Source organism: Streptomyces sp. NPDC057616 (assembly GCF_042800575.1).
In the GTDB taxonomy this organism is placed as follows: domain Bacteria; phylum Actinomycetota; class Actinomycetes; order Streptomycetales; family Streptomycetaceae; genus Streptomyces.
Window position 1 is genome coordinate 128,516 of the sequence record NZ_JBHVGU010000011.1, and the last position, 18,242, is coordinate 146,757.

Sequence of the window (18,242 nt, forward strand, 5' to 3'; positions counted from 1 at the left end):
CGGGCAAGGTCGAACGGCCAGAACGGTAACGGCGGTTTCGAAAGACTGTGTGAGCCCTGTGTGGTGCTCCTGCGCGGGTTCTCTGCACACGGCGTGCCCGGCCCACGAACCTCCTGGTCAGGGCCGGGCTGCCGGGTGACGAACGGGACCGTGGCGTTGCTCACGGTCATCGGCGGGTCAGCGGCGGGTGAACGGCGCGAAGGTGTGGCTGAAGTACCAGGTGTCCTGGGCGATCCCGGAGCAGGAGTTGGCCCCGGCGGTCCCGACGCAGCCGCCGTTGTCGCGCTGGAGCGCCCAGAACGACAGGGTGTCGATGCCCCGCTCCCGGGCCCACTTCTGGACCTTCACGGCGTCCTGGGTGGTGAAGGTCTCCTGGGGGCCGAAGTCGTCGATGCCGGGCATCTCGGTGACGCCGATCATGCGCCAGAGCCTCTCCGGCCGCTGCTTCGGGTACAGCGCGGCGAGCTGTGCCTCGAGCCCGGCGGCCGCCGTCTGTGTGTCGGCGGCCATGTCGTGTGTGGCGCCGTCCCAGTAGTCGAAGGTCATGATGTTCACGACGTCCACGCGCGCGCCGTTGTCGACGGCGTTCTGCAGCAGCGCCACGCCGTTCGGGGCGAGCCCGGTGGTCGTGGTGGGCAGGGTGTACGAGAACTGCACGTGCCGGCCGGTGCGCTGGGCCCAGCGCTGCACCTTGACGATGGCCTTGTTGCGCCGGTCGATCCCGGCGGCGTTGTTGATGGAGTCGGCCTCGATGTCCAGGTCGATCCGCGAGATCCCGTACGTCGTCACCAGGCTCTCGTAGACCTTGGCGATGGCGTCGACGCTGGTACAGCTGTCGGCGAGCTCGGTGCTGGTGGTGTCCGCGGAGTAACCGCCGAAGGACGGGATGACGTTGCCGCCGCGGGCCTGGATCTTCGCGATGTCCTTGCCGAAGGCCGACTCGGCGATCGGCAGGGTCTTGTCGCCGTTCCAGTAGGCGGTGCACGACCCGGGTGCGTCGGTCTGCAGGAACGCCATGGTCAGGTACTTGTTGCCGGAGGCGGCGGCGAGGGCGGCCGGGCTCTCGCCCGTCCAGGCCTCGAAGTAGGGCGCCGCCACGTGGTCGGGCATGGGGTGCGCCCGGTGGGAGGCCGGGGCCGCGTCCGCGGCGAGCGCCCCACCTCCGCCGAGGGCGACCAGCGCGGCGGACAGGCCGGTGACGGTGACACAGGAGAGCAACGCGCGAAGTGCCGTACGAGGTCGTCTCATTGACGCTCCCACAGAGGCCGGAGGAAGGGGGGTGGGACGAGCGCCGCCCATCTTTGGCCTAGACCAATTCACTGTCAAGGTTCTTTACAGTTCCCTGACCGTGCATCAGGAGCGGGAAAGGGGACATAAGGTCGTCGCGGGGCGAGCCGCACCCGCCGGATGGGGAGATTCCGTAGGGGGTTCGGGGGAGGACAACCGGATGTCTTGACGTGCTCTCCACGGGCCCGTTGGCTCTTCGTTTCACCCGTGGCCCGCTCCCCCCATGCCCGGAAGGCACCAGCACGTGAAGATTCACACCCCCCGCAGAACCGGCGTGCGACGTCGCGCCATACCCCTGATCGCCTCCGCGTCGGCGCTGCTGCTCGCCGGCTGCGGCGCCATCGACAGCGTCGGTGGGAGCGGGAGCTCCGCGAGCCCCGAGAAGGGCGACGACATCACGGTGGGGCTCCTGCTGCCGGACACGGACACGGCACGTTTCGAGAAGTTCGACCGTCCCCTCATCACGAAGCGGGTCGCCTCCCTGACCCACGGCAAGGGCAAGGTCCGCTACGCCAACGCCGGGTCCAGCGCGGCCACGCAGAGCCGGCAGTTCGGGCAGATGATCTCCGCCGGGGCGGACGTGATCCTGGTGGACGCGGTGGACTCCAAGGCCATCGCGCCCCAGGTGCAGAAGGCCAAGGACGCCGGCATCCCGGTCATCGCCTACGACCGGCTCGCCGAGGGCCCCATCGACGGCTACGTCTCGCACGACAACGAGCTCGTCGGTGAGGTGCAGGGACGCGCGATCGTCGACGCGCTCGGCGACAAGGCCGGCACCAGCAAGATCGTGATGGTCAACGGCTCGCTCGCCGACCCCAACACGGCCCGCTTCCACGAGGGCGCGATCAGCGAGCTGAAGGGCCGCGTGATCGTCGCCAAGTCGTACTACACCAAGGAGTGGCTGCCCCAGGTCGCCAAGGCGAACATGCAGAAGGCGATCCGGTCCGTCGGGCTGGACAACATCGCCGCCGTCTACTCCGCCAACGACGGCATGGCGGGCGCCGTCATCGACGCGATGAAGGAGGCGGGCGTGCACAAGATGCCGCCCGTGACCGGGCAGGACGCGGATCTCGCGGCGGTGCAGCGGATCGTCGCGGGCGAGCAGCGGATGACCGTGTACAAGTCGTTCCTGCTGGAGGCGACCGGCGCCGCGGACATGGCGGTGGCCAAGGTGCAGGGCAAGTCGATCGAGTTCGACGCGCTGGCCCAGGACTCGGTCGACAGCCCCACCGAGAAGTCGATCCCCGCGCAACTGGTCCCCGTGGTGGCGCTCACCAAGGACAACATCAAGGCCACGGTGATCAAGGACGGCGTCTACACCGTGAAGGACATCTGCACCGCGAAGTACGCCGCCGACTGCGCGGCGATCGGTCTCGACTAGGGCCACGGCGGGCGGCCGGTCCGGCCCGTCCGCCGCGCCTCGGCTATTTTCCGGGGCATGATCTATCACGTCGTGCCGGCCGCCGAGTGGTCCGCGGCCGCCGGGCAGCCGTACGCCCCCGCGTCCCTCGCCGAGGAGGGGTTCGTCCACTGCTCCCCCGACGAGGCGACCACCCTCGCCGTCGTCAACGCCTTCTACCGCGACGCGCCCCGGCCGCTGCTCGCCCTGCTGATCGACGAGGCCCGGCTCACCGCGCCCTGCGTCTGGGAGGCGGCGGCCCCCGCACCCCCGCCGGGAGTGCCCGAAGGCACCCTGTTCCCGCACGTGTTCGGCCCGCTCGACCGCGCGGCCGTGGAGCGCGTACTGGTGGTCGACTGGGACGCGGAGGGCGTGGCGACGGGGCTCGGCGAGGACGAGCGGGACGGCGGCTGACTCCACCGCCGGTGCGGCGTCAGCGGAGGGCTCCTTCGTCGAGGGTGGCCCGCACCGCGCGGATCACGTCGAGATAGGGGCTGCCCTCGGCGGCGAGGTCCGCGGCGAGCAGGGCGAGGGCACCGCGGTGCTCGTGCAGCACGGCGCGGCCCGCGGCCGGGCAGCGTGCCGCGAACTCCAGGACGGCCGGGAGGTGGTCGGGCGGTTCACCGCCGGCCGGCTCCCAGCCGTACTGCCGGTAGCGGGCCTTGAGCGCGGCGGGGTCGGCGGCGGTGTAGCGGGTCAGGTGCAGGGTGCGCCGGCGGCTGCGGTCGAAGGTGGTGACGTACTGCGCCGCGAGGTCGAGCAGCGGGACGTCGGCGGTACGGCGGCAGAACCGCCGCAGCGACTCGGTCGCCGTGCCGGACAGCCCGCCGATCGACTCCAGCACCAGGGCACGGTGGGCGGGCCAGCGCTGATCGGGATAGCTCAGCAGCAGGGACGCCGCCTGATGAACGGCCCGGTGCTGATCCACCGGCCCCAGGGCTCCGCGCCGTCCCACCGCATCCACTCCCTACGCCTGCCGATTCCGGTGCTGCCAGCCTCGGGCGTGGGTGACACAGGGGAGCCGCATGACTACGCGTGGTTGATCATCTCTATACGGAGATTTTCTTGGCCTTTGTCATGACGCAGCAGGGCAACGGCAGGCCGGTGTGGTCGACGATCCGCTCGACCCGGCGCCGTAGCCCGCGCGTTCGGCGGCGACTGTTCACCTGGGCCTGACACGATCACGGCGTACGGCCACGACGCGGAAGGGTGCGGTGAGACGCAGTGCCGGAGCATGACGCGAACCCGAACCTGGACGTGGACCTGGAACGGGCGCTGGAGGTCGCCACCGGGCTCGCGGCCTGGGCGGCGGAGGCGATCCGGCGTCCGCGCTCCCCCGCCACCGCGACCGACGTGCGGGAGAAGGACGGCCCCGCGGACATCGTGACCGACACGGACGAGGCCGTGGAGGCGCACGTCCGCGAGACGCTCGGCCGCGCCTTTCCCGGGCACGGGATCGTGGGCGAGGAGTACGGCGGGACGGAGGGCGCCCCGGGCGCCCCGCACTGGGTGATCGACCCGGTCGACGGCACGACCAACTACGCCCACGGCATCGGCTGGTGCTCCTTCTCCCTGGGTCTCGCGGCGGCCGACGGCACCCCGCTGCTCGGCCTGGTCGCCGACCCGTGGCGGGGCGAGACGTTCACGGCCGTCCGCGGCGGGGGAGCGTTCCTCGACGGCGCCCCCGTCCGCGCGGCGGACCACACCACCCTCACGGGCCACGTATTCATGACCGAGTGGGCGGCCCACGCCCACTGGACGGGGATGGACACGCTCCTGGCCGAGCTCGCGGACCGCCACTGCACGGTCCGCGTGATGGGCTCCACGGCCCTGTCCCTGGTCCAGGTCGCGGCGGGCCGCGCCACCGCCGCGGCGATCGGCGGCTTCCACCACGTCGACGGCCTCCCGGCCCTGCTCATCGCCCAGGAGGCAGGAGCCGTCGCTTTCCCCGAACTCCCCGCCTACAACGACCCGTTGCTCCTGGCGGCTCCGGGCGCGGCGGAGGAGGCGGCGGCCCTGTGGAACCGCTCGCGGGGGAGGTCGCACCGGGCTCGGTGACTGGTGACTGGTGACTGGTGACTGGTGACTGGTGACTAGTGACCGATGACGGTGACGGGTGACCGGTGACCGGCCGGAGCGTGCCCTCGCGTCAGGCCCGAACCCCCGACGCCCGCGCCCCCACCCCGGCCCCCATCACCCGAAGATGCTCGATCCCCGTGTCGAGTGCGGCCTTCAGATGGGTCGAGTCGCCGGTCGACATCATGATGGTGACGCCGCCCTGGATGCCGGCCAGCAGGGCCGCGGCCGTGCGGTCCGCGTCGAGGGTGGCGGGCACCAGGCCGTTCGCGGCCAGGGCGCGGATGCCGTCGGCGAGCTGCCGCTGCCACTGCCGCATCAGCTCCGTCACGATCGCCCGCGCGCCGGGGCGGGAGCGTCCGACCTGGAGGAACAGGGAGCCCAACGGGCAGTGGTCGCCGTGGCGTTCGTAGCGCTCGACGACCACGTCCCGCCACCGCTGCCAGGACTCCCACGAGTCCAGCCGCCCCAGATGCGGCTGCTGGTCCTCCAGGACGCGGTCCGCCTCGAACCGCGCCACCGCCAGCAGCAGTTCGTCCTTGCCCTCGGGGAAGTAGTGGAAGAGCTGGCTCTTGCTCGTGCCGGTCCGGTCGCGGATGTCGTCGAGCGTCGCGAAGGCGACCCCCTGCTCGCGCAGCACCTCGGCCGCCCCGGCGACGATACGGGCCCGCGTGGCCCGCCCCTTCGCGGTCAGTGCCTCCGCCATGGCGCCTCCCAGCAGGTGAATGGACGTGAATGGACCGGCGGGTCCAGCCTAGCCGCCCCGCCGCCCATTCTGGACTTGCCGGTCCATTTTTCGCGGCGCACAGTGGGCCGCATCCTCCCCGGCACGGCGGAGCGGACGGCGTAACGGACGGCACAGCGGATAAGGGAGAGCACGCCATGAGTGAACGACTGCGGAACAAGACGGCGCTGGTCACAGGCTCGACCAGCAACATCGGCCAGGCGATCGCCGAGGCGTTCGCGGCCGAGGGGGCCCACGTCGTGGTGTCCGGGCGCAACCGCGAACGCGGCACCCGGGTCGTCGAGGGAATCCGGTCGGCCGGCGGTCGCGCCGACTTCCTCGTCGCCGACCTCGACGGCAGCGAGGAGGCGTCCCGCGACCTCGCCGAGCGGGCCCGCGCGACGCTGGGCGGCCGGATCGACATCCTGGTGAACAACGCCGGCATCTACCCGGCCCCCGGCACCGCCGGCACCGACGAGAAGACCTTCGACCAGGTCTACGGCGTCAACGTCAAGGCGCCCTTCTTCCTCACCGCGGCCGTCGTCCCGGCCATGGCGGAGGCCGGCGGCGGCGTGGTCGTCAACCTCGGCTCCTGGATCGCGCGTCTCGGCGTACCGCTCGGCGCGCTCTACAGCTCCACCAAGGGCGCCATGGAGACGCTCACCCGCGCCTGGGCCGCGGAGTTCGGCCCGCTGGGCGTGCGCGTGAACGCCGTCTCGCCGGGCGTGATCCTGCCCCCGTCCCCGGAGGGCACCGAGCCCCACCCCGGCGAGGTCATGATGAAGGGCACCCCGGCCGGCGAGGTCGGCACCCCGGACGCCATCGCCCACGCCGTGCTCTGGCTGGCCAGTGACGAGGCCGCCTTCGTGCACGGCACCGTGGTGGACGTCGACGGAGGCAGGACGGGTGTCGCCGTCATCGCCGCGTAGCGCGTGCCGCCGCCCGTGCCCCCGGCTCGTCCGCCGGACCGCGTCGCCGTGCGGCGGCGGGCGGCCGCGTCAGCCGGCCCCGACACCCTCCAGCAGCGCGTGCAGGTCGTGCGCCGCCTCGGCGGTGGCCAGGGTCGCCGCCGCCAGGACGGCGGCGGTGGCGGCGGCGAGGACGGGGTGGTGCCGCAGCGGAGGCGCGAGGAGGGCGGCGACGCGGCGCGGTACGGGGCCCGCCGTCGCCAGCGGGTTGCGGCGGCCGAGGATGCCCAGGGCGGCGCCCGTGGCCCGCGCGCGGACCGGGGTGCGCCCGGCCGCCAGGGCGGCCTTGCCGACGGTGCGGGCGACCTGCTTGCGGTCGCCGGAGCCGGCCGCCGCCCGCTCGTCGGCCCAGCGCTCGATCGTGTACGTCACGGCGGTGGCCAGCGGCCGCATCAGCGGGTTCGCGGCGGCGCCGAGCTGCGCCAGGGCGACGAAGACGTAGTGGTGACAGGCCAGATGGGCCCGCTCGTGCGCGAGCAGGATGCCGTGCTCGGCCTCGTCCAGGGTGTGCAGCATGCCGGTGGAGACCACGATCCGGCCGGGCAGGCCGGGCAGCGCGTAGGCGTCCGGGGCCTCGTCCTCCACCACGACCAGGCCGTCGCGCTCGGGCATGCAGGCGGCGTCCACCGCCGCGGCGGCCAGTGTGCGGGCGCGGCGCCAGAGCATACGGGCGGCCGCGAGCACCGCGCCGCCGAGCAGCAGCCCCGCCGCGAGGGCGATCGACAGCTCGGTCGGACTGTCGCGCTGGGCGCTCTGCGCGGACCAGTGGCCGAGCCCGGCCAGCAGCGGGAAGCGGATCAGGCCGGTGACGGCCAGCAGCCCCAGGGAGATCGTGCTCGCCGCGCCCAGGACCAGCGACGAGACGGTGAGCAGCCAGGTCGCCAGGCGGGGCTCGCAGCGCTCGGACAGCGGCCGCGCGCCGAACGGGGCGAGCAGCGAGAGCAGCAGCGGCACGTAGACGGCGATACGCATCCGGCGGGCCTTCCTGTTTCTCCTGTCCGGACCACCGCGCCCGTCCGGACCGCTCCTACTGTCCGGGGTGCTGGCCGGGGTCGAGCAGCTGGCGCAGCAGGTCGGCGTCGCGGTCGGACAGCTCGTCCGCGAAACGGGCGAGGACGGCCTCCCGGTCGGACCGCTCCTCGAGAACTGTACGCATACGCCGGGCGGCGAACCCGGCATCGTCGGTGACGGGGGCGTAGGCGAACGCCCGCCCGCGCGCGCTGCGCCGGAGCACGCCCTTGGTGTGCATACGGGTGAGGATCGTCACCACGCTGCTGTACGTCAGCTCGCCGCCGAGGAGTTCGGTCACCTCGCCCGGGGTCAGCGCGGCGTCCGCCTGCTGCAGCAGGCCGAGGATCTGGGTCTCGCGGACGCCGTTCGCCCGTTTCGGGCCCCGTCCGTGTGTGTCGGCCGACATGGGATTTTGAGGTTCTCCGGTCCATCTTCTACAGTCGTGTGGAACTTCTACGGTCGTGTAAAAGCTCCCGCCTCCCCGAGTGTGCCATTGGATCGCCCATGAGTGCCATCAGCATCGGTCAAGCCGTCGTCCTCGGCGTCGTCGAGGGGGTGACCGAGTTCCTGCCCGTCTCCTCGACCGGGCATCTGAAGATCACCGAGGGGCTGATGGGCATCCCCGTGGACGACACCTCGGTGGTCGGCTTCACGGCCGTCATCCAGGTCGGCGCGATCGCCGCCGTGCTCGTGTACTTCTTCAAGGACATCGTGCGGATCGTCTCCGCCTGGGGGCGTGGCATCGCCAACAAGGAGGAGCGCCACCACCACGACTACAAGTTCGCCTGGTGGGTCATCTACGCCACGATCCCGATCGTGCTCGTGGGCCTCGCCGCCAAGCCGCTGATCGAGGGGCCGCTGGCCTCGCTGTGGGTGGTGGCGGCCTCGCTGATCGTCGGGTCGGGCGTGATGTGGGCGGCCGACCAGATGGGCCGGCACAAGCGCGGTGAGGACGACACCACCTTCAAGGACGCGATGCTGGTGGGCAGTTCGCAGATCCTGGCGCTGCTGTTCCCGGGCTTCTCCCGCTCGGGCGCCACGATGTCGACCGCGCTGATCCTGGACCTGGACCGGGTGGCGGCCACCCGGCTGTCGTTCTTCCTCGGCATCCCGGCGCTTACCGGCGCCGGCCTGTACGAGCTCAAGGACGCCGTGGGCGCCGGCGTCGGTGCCGCGCCGCTCGCGGTCGGCACGGCGGTCTCGTTCGTGGTCGCTTACGCCTCCATCGCCTGGCTGCTGAAGTACGTCGCCAAGCACTCCTTCAACGCCTTCGTGGTCTACCGGATCGTCGTAGGGGTGGCGCTGCTGGGGCTGCTGGCGGCGGGGGCGCTCAACGCATGAGCGGGGAGGGCCGGGAAGGCCGGGGGGCCGCCGAGGGGGCGGCCCCGCCTGGGCAGATGTGGCCCCTCTACGCCGCCGGGTTCACCACCGCCTTCGGCGCGCACGGCATCGCCGCGAGCCTCGGCTCCGACGCCGAGGGCGCCGTCACCTCGCTGCTCGTGCTCGGTGGGCTGCTCGCCCTGTACGACGGCGCCGAGGTGCTCCTCAAGCCGGTCTTCGGCACCCTCGCCGACCGCGTCGGCGCCCGGCCCGTCCTGCTCGGCGGGCTCGTCGCGTTCGCCGTGGCGTCCGCGCTGTACGCCGTCGCCGACAGCCCGGGCTGGCTGTGGGCCGCCCGGCTCGGCCAGGGCGCCGCGGCCTCCGCGTTCTCACCCTCGGCCTCGGCGCTGGTCGCCCGGCTCAACCCGGCCGCCAAGCACGGGCGGGCGTTCGGCAGTTACGGCTTCTACAAGTCGATCGGATACACGCTGGGCCCCCTGCTCGGCGGTGTCCTGGTGTGGGCCGGCGGCCTGCGGCTGCTGTTCGCCGTCCTCGCGGTGCTCGGCGCCGCCGTCGCCGTCTGGGCCGCGCTCGCCGTGCCGGCCGTACCGCCGCTCCCCAAGGCGCGGCAGACGGTCCTCGACCTCGCCCGGCGCCTCGCCGACCCGGTCTTCCTCGTCCCGACGTCCGCGCTCGCGGCGGCGACCGCCGCGCTGTCGGTCGGCGTCGGCTTCCTGCCGGTCTCCGGCCGCACCGCCGGGCTCGGCACGGTCGCGACCGGCGCGGCGGTGTCGCTGCTCGCGGCCTGCGCGGCCGTGGTCCAGCCGCGGGCGGGCCGGGCGCTGGACGCCGGGCGCGTCACCACCCGTTCCGGACTGACCGCGGGGCTGCTGATCACGGCGGCGGGTCTGGCCTGCGCCATGCTGCCCGGTCTGACCGGCATCCTCGTGGGCGCCGCCCTCATCGGCGCCGGCACGGGCCTGATCACCCCCCTCGGCTTCGCCGCGCTCGCCTCCGCCACCCCGCAGGAACGCCTCGGCCAGACGATGGGCGCCGCCGAACTGGGCCGCGAACTCGGCGACGCGGGCGGCCCGCTCCTCGTCGCCGCCGTGGCGACGGCCACGACGCTCACCCACGGCTACGCCACCCTGGCCGCCCTCATCGCCGCGGGCCCACTGCTGTCCCTGATCCGCCGCCGCCGCAACTCACCGGAACGACCGCCCGGTTCGACGTAGAGCGAAACCCCGACGACCATCGGCCCCTGCCGGCCCCGCACCCTCACCGGGAGACCGCACACCGCCGGCGCAGCACGCCCGTGCAACTCGGCGGTCCACCGCCCGTTCGTTGTGGCGCGAGAGTCCGGCGAGCATCGCCGCCATGCCGGCACCCTCACCCTCGCCGAGAGGCCGCACGCCGCCGGCGCAGTACGCGGCAACAACTCGCTGCGGGGTCGGCCGGTTCGCGGTGGAGCCGGAGTCCGGCGAGCATCGCCGCCATGCCGGCACCCTCACCCTCGCCGAGAGGCCGCACGCCGCCGGCGCAGCACGCGGCAACAACTCGCCGCGGGGTCGGCCGGTTCGCGTGGAGCCGGAGTCCGGCGAGCATCTGCCCCCTGCCGGCGCCCGCGCCCTGGCCGGCAGGCCCTACGCCGCTGGCGCAGCACGCCCGCGCAGCTCGCCGAGGTGGCGGCCGGTTCGGGGTGGAGCCGGCCCCGCGACCATCGGGCCCATGCCGGCCCCCGCGCCCCCACCCTCGCCGGGAGACCGTCCGCCGCTGGCGCAGCACGCCCCGCAACTCGCCTGGAGCGTCCGTCGGTTCGCGGTGGAGCCGGACCCCGGCGAGCATAGGCACCCTGCCGGCGCCCGCACCCGCACCCGCACCCTGCCCGCGCCCGCACCCTCGCCAGGACACCGTCCGCCGCTCGCGCCGTCCCCCCTGCAACTCGCCCGAAGCGTCCGCCGGTTCGGTGGAGAGCGGGTTCCTGGGGAGAATCGGTTCCATGCCCAGCGCCCCCACCCCCACCCCCACCCCCTCCTGGACCGTCGGCAGCAGTGTCGTGTGTCGGGTCGACGAGACGCCTCTGCCGCCCGAGACCGGACCCTGGCTACTGCCCGCAGCCACCGCCGACGTCGTGCTCCGGCAGGACTGGCTGCGCCCCCACTTCGCCGACGGCTCCGGCACCCTGCTCCTCGACAGCCACAGCTTCGCCTTCGAGGCGGGCGGTCTGCGCGTCCTCGTCGACACCGGCATCGGCAACGGCAAGACCCGGGCCAACCCGGCCTGGCACGACCTGCGGACCGGCTACCTCGACCACCTCACCGCCGCCGGGTTCCCCCCGGACGCCGTGGACCTGGTGATCCTGACCCATCTGCACACCGACCACGTCGGCTGGAACACCCGCGAGGTGGACGGCGCGTGGGTCCCCACCTTCCCCAACGCCCGCTACGTCACCTCCCGTACCGAGCGCGCCTTCTGGGCGGGCCGGGCCATGGACGAGGCACGGCGGCAGATGTTCGACGACTCGGTGGTCCCGGTCGAGGCGGCGGGGCTGCTGGACCTCGTGGACGTCGCCCCCGGCGGCACCGAACTGACCCCCGGCGTACGCCTGTTGCCGACCCCCGGCCACACCCCGGGCCACATCGCCGTGGAACTGACCGGCGGCGACGGCGGACGGGCGCTGATCACGGGCGACTGCATCCACCACCCCGTCCAGTTCGCGCACCCCGGCATCGGCTCCTGCGTGGACATCGACCCGGAGCAGTCCGAGCGGTCCCGCCGCACCCTGCTCGGCGCGCTGGCCGGCACGGACACCCTGGTCCTGGGCACGCACTTCCCGCCGCCCACGGCCGGCCACGTGGTCGCGGACGGGGGCTCCTACCGTCTGCGGATGTGACCCGCACGCCTCCCGCGTAATCTGGGCCGGGTACTTCAGGCCGCGCCTCAGGGCGTGAATTCGTCACTCCCGTGTGCCCCCGCACTCCCGGCGCCGGGGCATGTCCGGGCGAAGCGGAGGATCTGCGATGGGTACAGTCACCACCGACGACGGCACCACCATCTTCTACAAGGACTGGGGGCCGCGCGACGGCCGCCCGATCGTCTTCCACCACGGCTGGCCACTGAGCGCCGACGACTGGGACAACCAGATGTTGTTCTTCCTCGCGCACGGCTACCGCGTCATCGCCCACGACCGCCGTGGGCACGGCCGCTCGAGCCAGCCGGCCACCGGCCACGACATGGACACGTACGCCGCCGACGTCATCGCGCTCACGGACGCGCTCGACCTCAAGGACGCCTGCCACATCGGCCACTCCACGGGCGGCGGCGAGGTCGCCCGCTACGTCGCCCGCGCCAAGCCGGGCCGCGTCGCGAAGGCGGTGCTGGTCGGCGCCGTGCCGCCCGTCATGGTCAAGTCGGAGTCCAACCCGGGCGGCCTGCCCATCGAGACCTTCGACGCCTTCCGCGAGGCCCTCGCCGCCAACCGCGCCCAGTTCTACATCGACGTCCCCTCCGGTCCGTTCTACGGCTTCAACCGCCCCGGCGCGAAGGTCTCGCAGGGCCTGATCGACAACTGGTGGCGCCAGGGCATGACGGGCGCGGCCAACGCCCACTACGAGTGCATCAAGGCGTTCTCCGAGACCGACTTCACCGAGGACCTCAAGCAGATCGACGTGCCGGTCCTCGTCTGCCACGGGACCGACGACCAGGTCGTCCCGTACGAGGACTCGGCACCCCTGTCGGCCGCACTCCTCAAGAACGCCACCCTCAAGACGTACGAAGGCCTCCCGCACGGGATGCTCTCCACCGACCCGGACGTCCTCAACCCGGACATCCTGGCGTTCCTGCAGTCCTGAGCGGCGCCTGCCGGGTCAGCCCTGGCCCTGATCCGGCACGGCCATCTCCCCCAGCTCCGACCAGCCCTCCTGCTCGACGGTCGTGTTGACGATGCGCGGGGTCTGAGCGAGGTAGGGGGGCAGGGTCTTGCGGGCGGTCAGGAAGTGGTCGGACCGGACGTGGGCCGCGCCCGCCTCGTCGTCGCGGAAGGCCTCCACGAGGACGTACTCGGCCGGGTCGTCGAGGCTGCGGGACCAGTCGAACCAGAGGCAGCCGGGCTCGGCGCGGGTCGCCTCGGTGAAGGCGGCCGAGATCTGCGGCCACTGGTCCGCGTGCTCGGGGCGGACGCGGAACTTCGCGGTGATGAAGATCATGTGGGCTCCTCGGTGGGTCCGGTCGGGTCAGGACACCAGGATCGCGCGTCCGCGGACCCGGCCGGCGTCAAGGCCGTCCAGCGCGTCCTGGCGAGATGATGTCGATGGTCGGTCCGTCGACGTTCTCGCCGTAGCCGACCACCTGGTAGTCGCCCGCCCGGCGCAGCATCCGCACCCCGTCCCGGGTCGCGCCGCCCTCGCCGACGAAGTCGACGACGAGATCGTCCGTTGCCTCACCGAACCGGGTACCACGGTGGTCCAGGCCGCGGAACGCCTCGGCATGAGCCGGGCCAGCATGCCGGGACGCACCCGCTGAAGCAGCCGGCGCCGCGCACGCAGACGAGGGGCGAACGGCGGGCGTGCGTGCGCCGGCGGTCAGTGCTCGTGCGGGCCCGGGCGGTGGACGGGGCCGTGGGCGTCGTCGCAGTGGTCGCCCGTGTCGGGGGTCGGCGCGGCGATCTGCAGCAGCTGTGCCGATCCGGCCTCCTCGCCGAGGTGGTCGACCTGGAGGGTGGTGTGGGTGATGCCGTACTCGTGCTCGAGGAGCTTCTCCAGGTCGCGGCGGACGGCGTGGCAGTCGCCGCCGGGCTCGACCAGGACGTGTGCGGAGAGGGCGGACTGGCCGGAGGTGATCTGCCAGACGTGCAGGTCGTGGACCTCGACCACGGCCGGCTGCGCGACCAGGAGGTCGCCCACCTGGTCGGGGTCCATGCCGGCGGGTGCGGCCTCCAGGAAGATGCGGCCGGACTCGCGCAGCAGCCCGTACCCGGCCTTCACCATCAGGACGACGACCACGAGGGTGGCGATGGGGTCGGCGCGGTCGAAGCCGGTCACCACGACGACCAGGGCGGCGATCGCGGTGCCGATGAAGGCGAACAGGTCGTTGAGGATGTGCTGGTAGGCACCCTCGACGTTGAGGGAGGTGCGGTTCGCCCTGGACAGGCACCAGGTGGCGACGAGGTTCACGGCGATGCCGGCGAGCGCGGTGGCCAGCATCAGCCCGCCCTCCACCTGCGGCGGCGAGATCAGCCGGCGCACCGCCTCGTACGCCAGCCACGCACCGAGCAGCAGCAGGGTCAGGCCGTTGGCCTGCGCCGAGAGGATCTCCGCGCGCTTGAGGCCGTAGGTGAAGCCGCCGCGGGCCGGGCGCGCGGCGAGCCGCATCGCGATCAGCGCGAGCACGATGGACGCGGCGTCGGTCAGCATGTGCGCCGCGTCGGAGATCAGGGCCAGGGAGCTGGCGATGATGCCGACGGTGACCTCGCCCGCCATGAAGACGGTGATGAGGGTGAGCGCGATCCCGAGCCAGCGCCGGTCGGCGTCCGCCGCCACCCCGTGGGCATGCCCGGCGTGCCCGCCGGCGCCGTGCCCGTGCCCGCCGGAGCCGTGATCGTGCCCGGAATCGTGGCCGTGGTCGTGATCGCTCATGCCCTACGTCCTCCCCCTCGCGACGGATCCTCCGAGCGCAGTGAAACGCATCGGGAGGGCAATCGCCAAAGGCTGCACCGGTGACCGTTGTCATCTCCGTTAACGCGCCTCTGACCTGCAAAAATGCCACATCCGCAGCCGACCGTGAACACCCTCTCCCCACCCGACGTATACGACGGCGTGAACGCCCACGTCCGCCGCCCGCCCGATGCCACGGTGAGGACATGACGGAGCGCGGGCGCGGAAGCCGTGCCGGTGCGGGCCGGGCCGGCCACGCGGGGGCGTGCGTGCGGGCCGGTCTCTTCGCCGTGCTCGGCACGCTGCTCGCGACGTTCGGGCATCACGCGATCGCCGAGGGCAGGGTGCCGTGGCGTCTGGTCGGACTGCTGGTGGTGTCGCAGTTCGCGGTCGTGTGGCCGCTGGCGCGGCGCCGCCACCCCCTCGTGGCGACGGTCGTGTGCACGCTCGCGGTCCAGGGCGTCCTGCACGTCACGCTGTCCGCCACGGCCGGCGGCGAAACGGCCGGCGGCGAACCGGCCGGAGGGATGCCGCAGGGCGCCCGGCACGCCGGGCACATGGCCGCCGCCACGGCGGGTGACGGACACGCCTGGCACCACGCCGGCCCGGCCATGACGATCACGCACACCCTCACCGCACTGCTCGTCGCCTGGCTCCTGCACCGGGCCGACACGTGCGTGACCGGCGCCCTCGGCCTCCTCCGCGCCCTGGCCCGGGCCACCGCGTCGGCCATGGCCGTGGTCCTGCCGCGCTCCGTCCTCGCACCGGCCCGCGCGACACCCCGCCGGCCCGGCTCCCCAACCGCCCAGCAGTACGGGCCCGGTCGGCTGCGGGACCTCGTACTGGAGCACACGGTGGTGCGCAGAGGCCCACCGAACGGGAAGCACCTCCGACCCCCTGCCGGCCCCGGCATGCCCGGGTCCGGTCCTTCCCGTTCCAGCAAGGAGTCCCCCTGTGCCCATCCGTCGACCGGCCCGAACGGGCCGCCGTATCGCCGTCGTCGGCGCCCTCTGCGTGACGGCCGTCCTCGCCCTCGTCCCACCGGCCTTCGCGCACGCGGAGGTCGAGGCCGACACCCCGCGGGCTCTCGCGACCGACGTGACGCTCACCTTCGTGTCGGAAGCGGAGTCCTCCTCCGGGGGCTTCACCAAGCTCCGGGTCGTCCTGCCCGAGGGCATCGCGCCCGCTGACGTGACGCTCGACCACGCGCCCAAGGGCTGGAAGCTGACCGCGGCGGGCGACGGCTACACGGTCGCCGGACCCGCGCTCGAGCCCGGCGTGGACGCCGAGCACTCGATCAAGGTCAGGCAGCTCCCGAACGCGAAGGAGCTGGCGTTCAGGACCGTCGAGACCTACAGCGACGGCAAGGTCTCGCGCTGGATCGAGCTGCCCGACGGCGGTCCGGAGCCGGAGCAGCCGGCCCCGGTGCTGAAGCTGAAGGCGGCGGCGGCCGGTGCGGCGTCCCTGTCCCCGAGCCCGACCGCCGCGAGCCCGAGCCCGAGCGTCGCCCCGCCGACCGCGGAGGCGTCCCTGCCCCGGCCCGCGGACGCCGCCGACGAGGAGGACCCGGGTCCGTCGGCCGGCCTGATCGCCGGCGGTGTCCTCGCGGCGCTGCTCGTGCTCGGCGGCGGCGCGTGGTGGCTGACCAGGCGCCGCGCCGCCTCGACGCGGGACTGAGCGCTCGCCGGTGTGCCGAGGGGCTGCCCCTCGGCACACCACCCCCGTTGCCGGATCGCGTGCGGCCGCGGGATCGCGTGCGACCGCGAGCGTGTCAGGAGGTGGCGGGCCGGCCCGGCAGGTCCGTCACGGTCACGGTCTTCGACACCGTCACCTGGTCGATGTCGGTCGTGCGCACCGTGAGCTTCATGGTCCACACGCCGGGCAGCGGCAGACGCAGGTCGTACGAGGCCCAATACCCCTTCTGGTCCTTGAGCTTGGCGTCCAGCGGGCCGATGTCCTGGGCGCGCTGGGTGAGGGTGAGGCGGAGTTCGGGGACGGTGGAGATGCCGCCGTCGCCCGCGAACACGATGGCCTGGACCGTGTTGTCGCCGACGCGTCCCGGGGACAGGGTGATCTGCACCGAGCCGTGCCCCTTGGTCCCGCCGAGGTCGAACGGGACCATGACGACCTTCGCCTCGGGCGCCTGCGCCGCGGCTGCGGACGCGCTCACGGCGGCCTCGGCGCGGCTCGGCTGGGTGCCGGTGAGCACGGTGGTGATGGCCAGGACGACGACACCGAGCACGGCTTCGGCGGCGACGGTGCGACGCAGGCTGCGACGGTGCCCGGCCTCGGAATCGGGTCCGGTTTCCACGGTCCCTGCACCCGCAGCGCCCTCGCCCCCCTTCCCGGAGGCGCCGGCCGTCCCCGAAACGGTCGTGTCCGACACGGCCGCCCCTCCGACGGTCTGCTTCACCCGCACGCGCTCCGGCTCGTGCTGCCCCTGCTCCTCCTCCGGGGTCGTCGTCGCCGATGCGCTGCCGAGCAGGCGCGCGGTCCACTGGCGGGAGAAGGCCGCCGCCGTCAGCACCAGGATCACGGCGGCGAGCTTGAGGGTGAGGGTTCTGCCGTACGACGTCGTCGACAGCTCCGACCAGGAGCCGACCTGACGCCAGGACTGGTACACGCCGGTGCCGACCAGCACGACCACGGCACGGAACGCGACGGTCGAGAACCGCGCGATCGCGGAGGCGGGGAGCGCGGACGCGGGGGTCTCGGATGCGGGGTTCTCGGACCCGTCGCTCTCGGACCCGTCGCTCTCGGACCGGGAGCTCCCGGACCCGTGGCTCTCGATGCCGGACGCGCGCCCGCGCAGCAGGACCAGCAGCGTGACCAGCCCACCCATCCACACGGCCATGGCCAGCAGGTGCAGCACGGCGACCGGAATGGCGAGCGCCACCTGGGCGCCCGCGGAGGCGTGTTCGGCGACGGCCCAGGTCACCGCCAGGCCGACGGCGAACAGCGCACCGGTGACACGGCCACGGACACCGGCCGCCCAGGACCGCCCGCCTCCGCCGCCCGGCCGCTTCAGCAGCACGGCCGCGCCCGCCAGCAGCACCAGCCGGGCGAGCAGCGCCACCGACGGCCTGCCCGTGACGGTCCGGCCGAGCAGCGACAGGTCGAACGCGGACATCGGCGAGCCGCCCGACTCGTACGGGCCGCGCAGCAGCAGCAGGGCCACGGTGGACGCCAGCAACGCCGCCCAGCCCGCCGTCAGCAGCCTGCGCACCGCCCGGCCGCCGCCCGCGTCCGGCCAGCACAGGAGGACGAACGCGGTGACGCCGACGAGGAGCGCGAGTCCGCTGTAGGCGCCGTAGCGGAAGAAGTCGTAGAGGTGGCTGGCCGCCGTGTCGTCCGGTGTGCCGGTGGACACCACGGCAGTGGTCTCGGAGGGCTTGCCGACGGAGAAGGTGAAGGCGCCCGAGATCGGGTGGCTGTCGGCGGAGATGGCGCGCCAGGCCACCGTGTACGTGCCCTGGACCAGCTTGCCCTGGAGCGCGACCCGGGCGGTGTTGCCCTTGCCGTCCGCGTGCTCGGGCCCGCGCGGGTTCACGCGCTCGTTGTCCGGTGACAGCACCCGCAGCGCGCCGTCGGGGAAGGTGACGGACTCGCTGAAGGTCAGGGTGACCTGCTTCGGCGCCGTCCTGACGACGGAGCCGTCCGCGGGGTCGGAGCCGGTCAGGCTGGCGTGTGCGGAGGCGGCGCCCGCTCCGCCCAGCAGCAGGGCGATCACGGCGGCGACCAGCGTCAGGGCGGTCAGCGGCTTCCGTACGGTGGGTGAGCCTTTGCGCATGGAGGACGTTTCCGGG

Annotated in this window: 16 protein-coding genes and 1 pseudogene; 9 read left to right on the forward strand and 8 right to left on the reverse strand. The window is 73.3% G+C overall.

What is annotated here, in order from left to right:
* Window positions 1–186: 186 nt before the first annotated feature.
* A pseudogene (locus ACFU97_RS16080) lies at window positions 187–1,248 on the reverse strand (chitinase); the annotation flags it as partial.
* 262 nt (window positions 1,249–1,510) lie between these two features.
* On the opposite strand from ACFU97_RS16080, the gene ACFU97_RS16085 reads away from it, so the two are divergent.
* Together ACFU97_RS16085 and ACFU97_RS16090 are read left to right on the forward strand one after the other, a co-directional pair.
* Window positions 1,511–2,668 carry a sugar ABC transporter substrate-binding protein gene (locus ACFU97_RS16085; protein WP_384256266.1) on the forward strand — a complete coding sequence of 386 codons (1,158 nt, stop codon included), beginning with the start codon at window positions 1,511–1,513 and terminating at the stop codon, window positions 2,666–2,668.
* Between the two features lie 57 nt (window positions 2,669–2,725).
* Entirely contained in the window at window positions 2,726–3,100 is a 375-nt protein-coding gene (locus ACFU97_RS16090) for a DUF952 domain-containing protein (protein ID WP_384256269.1), read from the forward strand.
* A 19-nt stretch (window positions 3,101–3,119) separates the two neighbouring features.
* Here ACFU97_RS16090 and narJ read toward each other — a convergent pair whose 3' ends face one another.
* On the reverse strand, window positions 3,120–3,641 hold the full coding sequence (narJ, locus tag ACFU97_RS16095) for a nitrate reductase molybdenum cofactor assembly chaperone (protein ID WP_384256271.1): 522 nt from the start codon (window positions 3,639–3,641) through the stop codon (window positions 3,120–3,122).
* Window positions 3,642–3,910: 269 nt separating this feature from the next.
* Between narJ and ACFU97_RS16100 the strand changes: the two genes are divergently transcribed.
* Window positions 3,911–4,744, forward strand: coding sequence for an inositol monophosphatase family protein (locus ACFU97_RS16100; protein ID WP_384256274.1), 834 nt, complete (start codon window positions 3,911–3,913; stop codon window positions 4,742–4,744).
* A 91-nt stretch (window positions 4,745–4,835) separates the two neighbouring features.
* Here the strand turns inward: ACFU97_RS16100 and ACFU97_RS16105 are convergent, their stop codons facing one another.
* Window positions 4,836–5,468, reverse strand: a complete 633-nt coding sequence (locus ACFU97_RS16105) for a TetR/AcrR family transcriptional regulator (RefSeq protein ID WP_384256276.1) — start codon at window positions 5,466–5,468, stop codon at window positions 4,836–4,838.
* Between the two features lie 176 nt (window positions 5,469–5,644).
* Between ACFU97_RS16105 and ACFU97_RS16110 the strand changes: the two genes are divergently transcribed.
* Window positions 5,645–6,415, forward strand: coding sequence for an SDR family NAD(P)-dependent oxidoreductase (locus ACFU97_RS16110; protein WP_384256279.1), 771 nt, complete (start codon window positions 5,645–5,647; stop codon window positions 6,413–6,415).
* 69 nt (window positions 6,416–6,484) lie between these two features.
* On the opposite strand, the gene ACFU97_RS16115 is transcribed toward ACFU97_RS16110, so the two are convergent.
* Both ACFU97_RS16115 and ACFU97_RS16120 read right to left on the reverse strand, forming a co-directional pair.
* Window positions 6,485–7,426, reverse strand: a complete 942-nt coding sequence (locus tag ACFU97_RS16115) for a M56 family metallopeptidase (protein WP_384256281.1) — start codon at window positions 7,424–7,426, stop codon at window positions 6,485–6,487.
* Window positions 7,427–7,481: 55 nt separating this feature from the next.
* Window positions 7,482–7,871 (reverse strand): BlaI/MecI/CopY family transcriptional regulator, encoded by a 390-nt coding sequence (locus tag ACFU97_RS16120; protein ID WP_384256284.1) that lies wholly within the window; start codon window positions 7,869–7,871, stop codon window positions 7,482–7,484.
* A 98-nt stretch (window positions 7,872–7,969) separates the two neighbouring features.
* On the opposite strand from ACFU97_RS16120, the gene ACFU97_RS16125 reads away from it, so the two are divergent.
* From ACFU97_RS16125 to ACFU97_RS16140, 4 genes are all read left to right on the forward strand, one after another.
* Window positions 7,970–8,806 carry an undecaprenyl-diphosphate phosphatase gene (locus tag ACFU97_RS16125; RefSeq protein ID WP_384256286.1) on the forward strand — a complete coding sequence of 279 codons (837 nt, stop codon included), beginning with the start codon at window positions 7,970–7,972 and terminating at the stop codon, window positions 8,804–8,806.
* 56 nt (window positions 8,807–8,862) lie between these two features.
* Window positions 8,863–10,020 (forward strand): MFS transporter, encoded by a 1,158-nt coding sequence (locus ACFU97_RS16130; protein ID WP_384256542.1) that lies wholly within the window; start codon window positions 8,863–8,865, stop codon window positions 10,018–10,020.
* Window positions 10,021–10,784: 764 nt separating this feature from the next.
* Window positions 10,785–11,678, forward strand: coding sequence for an MBL fold metallo-hydrolase (locus tag ACFU97_RS16135; protein ID WP_384256289.1), 894 nt, complete (start codon window positions 10,785–10,787; stop codon window positions 11,676–11,678).
* A 127-nt stretch (window positions 11,679–11,805) separates the two neighbouring features.
* Window positions 11,806–12,636: an alpha/beta fold hydrolase gene (locus ACFU97_RS16140; protein ID WP_384256291.1), complete on the forward strand. Its 831-nt coding sequence runs from the start codon at window positions 11,806–11,808 to the stop codon at window positions 12,634–12,636.
* Window positions 12,637–12,651: 15 nt separating this feature from the next.
* Here ACFU97_RS16140 and ACFU97_RS16145 read toward each other — a convergent pair whose 3' ends face one another.
* Both ACFU97_RS16145 and ACFU97_RS16150 read right to left on the reverse strand, forming a co-directional pair.
* Window positions 12,652–12,990, reverse strand: coding sequence for a putative quinol monooxygenase (locus tag ACFU97_RS16145; RefSeq protein WP_384256294.1), 339 nt, complete (start codon window positions 12,988–12,990; stop codon window positions 12,652–12,654).
* A 375-nt stretch (window positions 12,991–13,365) separates the two neighbouring features.
* Window positions 13,366–14,418, reverse strand: coding sequence for a cation diffusion facilitator family transporter (locus ACFU97_RS16150; RefSeq protein ID WP_384256296.1), 1,053 nt, complete (start codon window positions 14,416–14,418; stop codon window positions 13,366–13,368).
* A gap of 972 nt (window positions 14,419–15,390) precedes the next feature.
* Between ACFU97_RS16150 and ACFU97_RS16155 the strand changes: the two genes are divergently transcribed.
* Window positions 15,391–16,113, forward strand: coding sequence for a DUF1775 domain-containing protein (locus ACFU97_RS16155; protein ID WP_384256299.1), 723 nt, complete (start codon window positions 15,391–15,393; stop codon window positions 16,111–16,113).
* Between the two features lie 94 nt (window positions 16,114–16,207).
* On the opposite strand, the gene ACFU97_RS16160 is transcribed toward ACFU97_RS16155, so the two are convergent.
* The gene (locus tag ACFU97_RS16160) at window positions 16,208–18,226 is read right to left on the reverse strand and encodes a copper resistance CopC/CopD family protein (protein WP_384256302.1); all 2,019 of its coding nucleotides are present in this window, start codon (window positions 18,224–18,226) and stop codon (window positions 16,208–16,210) included.
* Window positions 18,227–18,242: the final 16 nt, after the last annotated feature.

What these genes read in the sequence shown, in the direction of transcription:
- ACFU97_RS16085 (WP_384256266.1), top strand. Translation starts at nt 1,511, where the DNA reads ATGCCCGGAAGGCACCAGCACGTGAAGATTCACACCCCCCGCAGAACC.
- ACFU97_RS16090 (WP_384256269.1), top strand. Translation starts at nt 2,726, where the DNA reads ATGATCTATCACGTCGTGCCGGCCGCCGAGTGGTCCGCGGCCGCCGGG.
- ACFU97_RS16105 (WP_384256276.1), bottom strand. Translation starts at nt 5,468, where the DNA reads ATGGCGGAGGCACTGACCGCGAAGGGGCGGGCCACGCGGGCCCGTATC.
- ACFU97_RS16110 (WP_384256279.1), top strand. Translation starts at nt 5,645, where the DNA reads ATGAGTGAACGACTGCGGAACAAGACGGCGCTGGTCACAGGCTCGACC.
- ACFU97_RS16115 (WP_384256281.1), bottom strand. Translation starts at nt 7,426, where the DNA reads ATGCGTATCGCCGTCTACGTGCCGCTGCTGCTCTCGCTGCTCGCCCCG.
- ACFU97_RS16120 (WP_384256284.1), bottom strand. Translation starts at nt 7,871, where the DNA reads ATGTCGGCCGACACACACGGACGGGGCCCGAAACGGGCGAACGGCGTC.
- ACFU97_RS16125 (WP_384256286.1), top strand. Translation starts at nt 7,970, where the DNA reads ATGAGTGCCATCAGCATCGGTCAAGCCGTCGTCCTCGGCGTCGTCGAG.
- ACFU97_RS16130 (WP_384256542.1), top strand. Translation starts at nt 8,863, where the DNA reads ATGTGGCCCCTCTACGCCGCCGGGTTCACCACCGCCTTCGGCGCGCAC.
- ACFU97_RS16135 (WP_384256289.1), top strand. Translation starts at nt 10,785, where the DNA reads ATGCCCAGCGCCCCCACCCCCACCCCCACCCCCTCCTGGACCGTCGGC.
- ACFU97_RS16140 (WP_384256291.1), top strand. Translation starts at nt 11,806, where the DNA reads ATGGGTACAGTCACCACCGACGACGGCACCACCATCTTCTACAAGGAC.
- ACFU97_RS16145 (WP_384256294.1), bottom strand. Translation starts at nt 12,990, where the DNA reads ATGATCTTCATCACCGCGAAGTTCCGCGTCCGCCCCGAGCACGCGGAC.
- ACFU97_RS16150 (WP_384256296.1), bottom strand. Translation starts at nt 14,418, where the DNA reads ATGAGCGATCACGACCACGGCCACGATTCCGGGCACGATCACGGCTCC.
- ACFU97_RS16160 (WP_384256302.1), bottom strand. Translation starts at nt 18,226, where the DNA reads ATGCGCAAAGGCTCACCCACCGTACGGAAGCCGCTGACCGCCCTGACG.